The sequence below is a fragment of the Candidatus Aquicultor sp. genome (assembly GCF_054640775.1).
Genome location: NZ_JBTSLF010000208.1, coordinates 1 through 4,111 on the forward strand (window position 1 = coordinate 1; position 4,111 = coordinate 4,111).

Sequence of the window (4,111 nt, forward strand, 5' to 3'; positions counted from 1 at the left end):
TTTCAGCAATAAGTAGTAACACACCTTCAGGTCAATTAAAGGACTTGTTAATAAACAATTCTCCACTAAGTGATGAAGTGCTTTTGGCATTTATAAACAGGCAAACATCAACTCCTCCAGGTATTTTCAAAGAAGCTTTAACGCCGAATTTACCTTCATCAGATACAGTAAACAATGCACTTCTTCAAAAACTTAATACTATTCCAACTGGAATAGCAAATCAAATTAAAATTATGCAAGGATATAATCCAGGTTTCAGAACATTAACCTCTATACTTCGTGATATAGGTACAATAGAAAACGAAAGAGCACAAACACTTAGTCAGACAATTAGTTATTATGCTCAAAATGATTCGCTTAATAATTTGACTAATTTACTAGAAAATGAACATACCGATTATGCAAACCAGTTGCTTACTGGTCTTTATATTGCCGATAACAATTTAGCTTTAGCTTCATTAAAACTTAATTCTCTTCCAAATTCCACCTTTGATGAACAGGCATTTATTAATATAAATAATATGTTAATTAATCTTGCAACAGAGGAAAAATCAGTTTTTGAAATGGACAGTTTACAGGAGCAGATAGTTAGACAAATAGCAACAATGAATACTTCATGTCTTGCACGTACTAATGCAAGAGCAATTTTACTGCTTGTGTATAACGAACGTTACGATGAAGAAATTCCACAGATGAATAGTGCAAGAATGGCAAGTAATAATGCAAATAATACAGGCTTAACAAATTCACTAACAAAGTTTAGTATTTATCCTAATCCTGCAAGCGAAAATGTTGAATTACATTATAGTTTATCTGCTCAAGAAAACGGTCTATTAGAAATATTTTCAGTGATAGGCAATAAGGTTGCTTCTTATACTCTATCTTCAACAGAGGAACAGATTAATATTTCTGTTAAAAATTTTGAGAGCAGTATTTATATGTATCGTTTTTCGGTAAATGATGTATTGATAGAAGAAGGCAAATTAATTATTCTTAATAAATAATAGTAATGAAAAAAATACTTTTCACTTTCAACTTCTCACTTTTTACTTTTTTTCTTTTCGCACAGGTATGGAATCAAGTAGGAATAGGAGTTGCTGGTGGTTGTTCAGCGTTAGGAATATTTCAGGATGAGCTTTATTTTGGAGGCGGTTATTCATCGTCTCCATTTATTTGCATTGCCAAATGGGATGGAAGTTTATGGACACCTGTTGATAGTGCTTCAGGTTATCCATATTGTTTCTTAGAATATAATAATGAACTCTATGTTGGTGGTAATTTTTCTTCAATTCAAGGTGCAGGGTCTAAAGGCATTGCCAAATGGAATGGAACACAGTGGGTGGCTTTAGGTAGTGGAATAATTGGTTCATATATTAAGGATCTTGCAGTTTTTAACGGAGAAGTTTATGTATCTGGGAGATTCTGGAATATTGGTGGAGTAAATACCAAAGGTATAGCTAAATGGAATGGAACAAACTGGTCATCTGTAGGTGGTGGCTTGCAAGGTTGTGGCAATTATCCAAGAGCTCAAGCGTTAGTTAATTTTAAAAATGATTTATTTGTAGGAGGTGAAGTGTGTATGGCTGGAACATTACCAGTTAACTGTATCGCCAGATGGAATAATTCTACATGGGATTCTTTAGGAATTGGAGTTAATTCTGATGTAAATGCAATTGTGGTTGATACGATTAATAATTTTTTATATTTAAGTGGGATATTTAGCAATATTGGAGTAAAAGATGCTTTTACTGTTGCCAAATGGAACGGATTTGAACTGGATAGTGTTGGAACACCTTATGGCACTGGTAAAACCTGTATAGAAATGTATCACGGTCAATTATATGTTGGTGGATATGGTGGTTTAGGTGGTCCAAATGATACTGTTCTTATTCGCTGGGACGGGAATCAATGGTATCAAGTAACAGGCCCATTATGGGGTTTAGAAGCTCTTAAAGTTTATAAAGAAAAGCTATATGTTGGAGGGGGGTATTTCATGGTTGGAAATGATTCAGTCATAGGAATTGCCGCATATTCAGCACCATGGGATACCAACTGTAAGTTTCTTCAACCTATTATTGCATCTATGAATTCACTAACAACACCAAATGGTGTTTCCAATACTTTTTATTATTCAGACTCTGTAAATATTCAATTCTATAATAACATACAAAGTGCTGCTACGTGGCAATGGAATTTTGGAGATGGAGATACAGGAACAGGGCAAACACCAAATCATTATTATAATGTTGCTGGTACTTACAATGTTTCTGTAATTGTAAATTATCCTTGGGGCCCCTATGGAACATGTATTGACACGGCACAAAAAACAATTACAGTTGTACATGGTACCAGATTAGAAGAATATTCAAAAGAAAGACTGAATTTTAAACTTTATCCAAACCCTACAAATGGTGATATAACAATCGAATTAACTATTCCAAATGCTACCTCTTCTGAAATTCGTGCTTATAGTAATAGTGGTAGTTTACAAGATAAATACCCTTTACAAAAAGGATTTAATAAAATCGAAATATCAGCAAATCTTTGGTCAAATGGACTTTCATTAGTAAGTCTTGTTGTTGAGGGGAAACAGGTATTTGCAGAGAAAGTTGTAAAAAAATAGTCGTTGTTATTTGTTTTTCTTTATGTTAATTATAATTTTTATAATTTCTTTTCGTTAACATATTAGTATTAACCATTTAAACTAATAGTTATGAAAAGCACATCAGAAACAGGACACGACAAAAATGTTGCAAACCTCGAAGATTTAATCTCACGTTGCACGGGCTACGGAACCGCCTATAATCCGTCAAAAGCAAGTCTTAAAATTGCTGCATTGCAAACATTGTTAACCACCGGAAGAAATTTATTACAAGCCGATAAAGTTTCTGAAACTGCTCACGACAATGCAACCAATGCTCGCGAAATTGTTTTTAAACCTCTCAAAACACTTTGCACACGTATTATTAATTCCCTCGACTCAACCGATGCAGCTAAACAAACAGTTGACGATGCAAGAACTATTAATCGCAAAATACAGGGTGTTCGTACTCACGCATTAGATGCATTTATTTCATCAACCACCAAATCAGCCGATAATACAGCAGGTGGTACAAATTCTGTAAACACAACAACTGAATCAAATGCCTCTGCTCCCGACATTGTTAACGAAATCTCAAAACACAGAATTTCAACCTCACAACAGGGTTTCGACAGCTTAATGGATCATTTCGCCAAGCTTATACAAACTGTTACAGCCGAGCCATTATATGTGCCTAATGAAAATGAATTAAAAGTAACTTCATTAAACACATTGCTTACAACTCTTAAAACAACCAATACCGCAGTAATAAATGCAGAGACAACATATAACAATGCGTTGTTATCAAGAAACATTGCACTTTATCAACGCCCTACTGGTCTTGTTGACATAGCTCTGGAAGTTAAAAAATACGTTAAATCCGTTTTCGGAGCTAAAAGCCCACAGTATAAACAAATAAGCGGCTTGCAATTTAGAAGGTATAAATTCTGAAAAACAGGCACTGTAACTGATAGTTCTTGCACAGTCGCTGATAGTTCTTGCATGGTTGCTGATAAAACTCCTGCTGTTGTTGATAGTTCTTTGACTGTTGCAGTTAGAATTGACACTGTCGTTGATAGTTCTTTGACTGTCGCCGATAGTTTTGGCACTGTCACCGATAGTTCTTTCACTGTCGCCGATAGATTTGGCACTGTCACCGATAAATCTTGCACTGTCGCCGATAGTTCTTGCACTGTAACTGATAAATCTCGTACTGTATTTGACAAATTTGGCAAAAATACCATTAAAACAAAGAAAACAATCTGCCAACTTGACACAGCCTGCAATATGACAAGTACTACAATTAATAAACTCTCTTTATACTCCTACCATCTTGACACGTACTGCAACTTGACAACGATATTAACCACAAAAGCTGAAGCTCCCCTGCACACAAGTTTAACCACATTTTGTTTTTTTAATAACAAATCTTTTCAAGGTCAAAAAAACAAAAAGAGGTTTAACTTTTTGCTTCCCTCAGCCAAAAGCGGTATTTTTATTTAATTATTTGCCCCCTAAAAAAATAAAACG

4 protein-coding genes are annotated in these 4,111 nt (G+C 34.6%); all 4 read left to right on the plus strand.

The genetic code is table 11. The features are described from left to right. A partial coding sequence (locus tag ACYC56_RS12800) for a T9SS type A sorting domain-containing protein (RefSeq protein ID WP_461374564.1) occupies positions 1-1,004 on the plus strand: 1,004 nt, incomplete at its 5' end. A gap of 5 nt (positions 1,005-1,009) precedes the next feature. Further along, positions 1,010-2,623 (plus strand): PKD domain-containing protein, encoded by a 1,614-nt coding sequence (locus ACYC56_RS12805; RefSeq protein WP_461374565.1) that lies wholly within the window; start codon positions 1,010-1,012, stop codon positions 2,621-2,623. Between the two features lie 90 nt (positions 2,624-2,713). Further along, positions 2,714-3,532: a hypothetical protein gene (locus ACYC56_RS12810; RefSeq protein ID WP_461374566.1), complete on the plus strand. Its 819-nt coding sequence runs from the start codon at positions 2,714-2,716 to the stop codon at positions 3,530-3,532. 51 nt (positions 3,533-3,583) lie between these two features. Then, the gene (locus tag ACYC56_RS12815) at positions 3,584-4,084 is read left to right on the plus strand and encodes a hypothetical protein (protein WP_461374567.1); all 501 of its coding nucleotides are present in this window, start codon (positions 3,584-3,586) and stop codon (positions 4,082-4,084) included. Positions 4,085-4,111: the final 27 nt, after the last annotated feature.

What these genes read in the sequence shown, in the direction of transcription:
- ACYC56_RS12805 (WP_461374565.1), top strand. Translation starts at nt 1,010, where the DNA reads ATGAAAAAAATACTTTTCACTTTCAACTTCTCACTTTTTACTTTTTTT.
- ACYC56_RS12810 (WP_461374566.1), top strand. Translation starts at nt 2,714, where the DNA reads ATGAAAAGCACATCAGAAACAGGACACGACAAAAATGTTGCAAACCTC.
- ACYC56_RS12815 (WP_461374567.1), top strand. Translation starts at nt 3,584, where the DNA reads ATGGTTGCTGATAAAACTCCTGCTGTTGTTGATAGTTCTTTGACTGTT.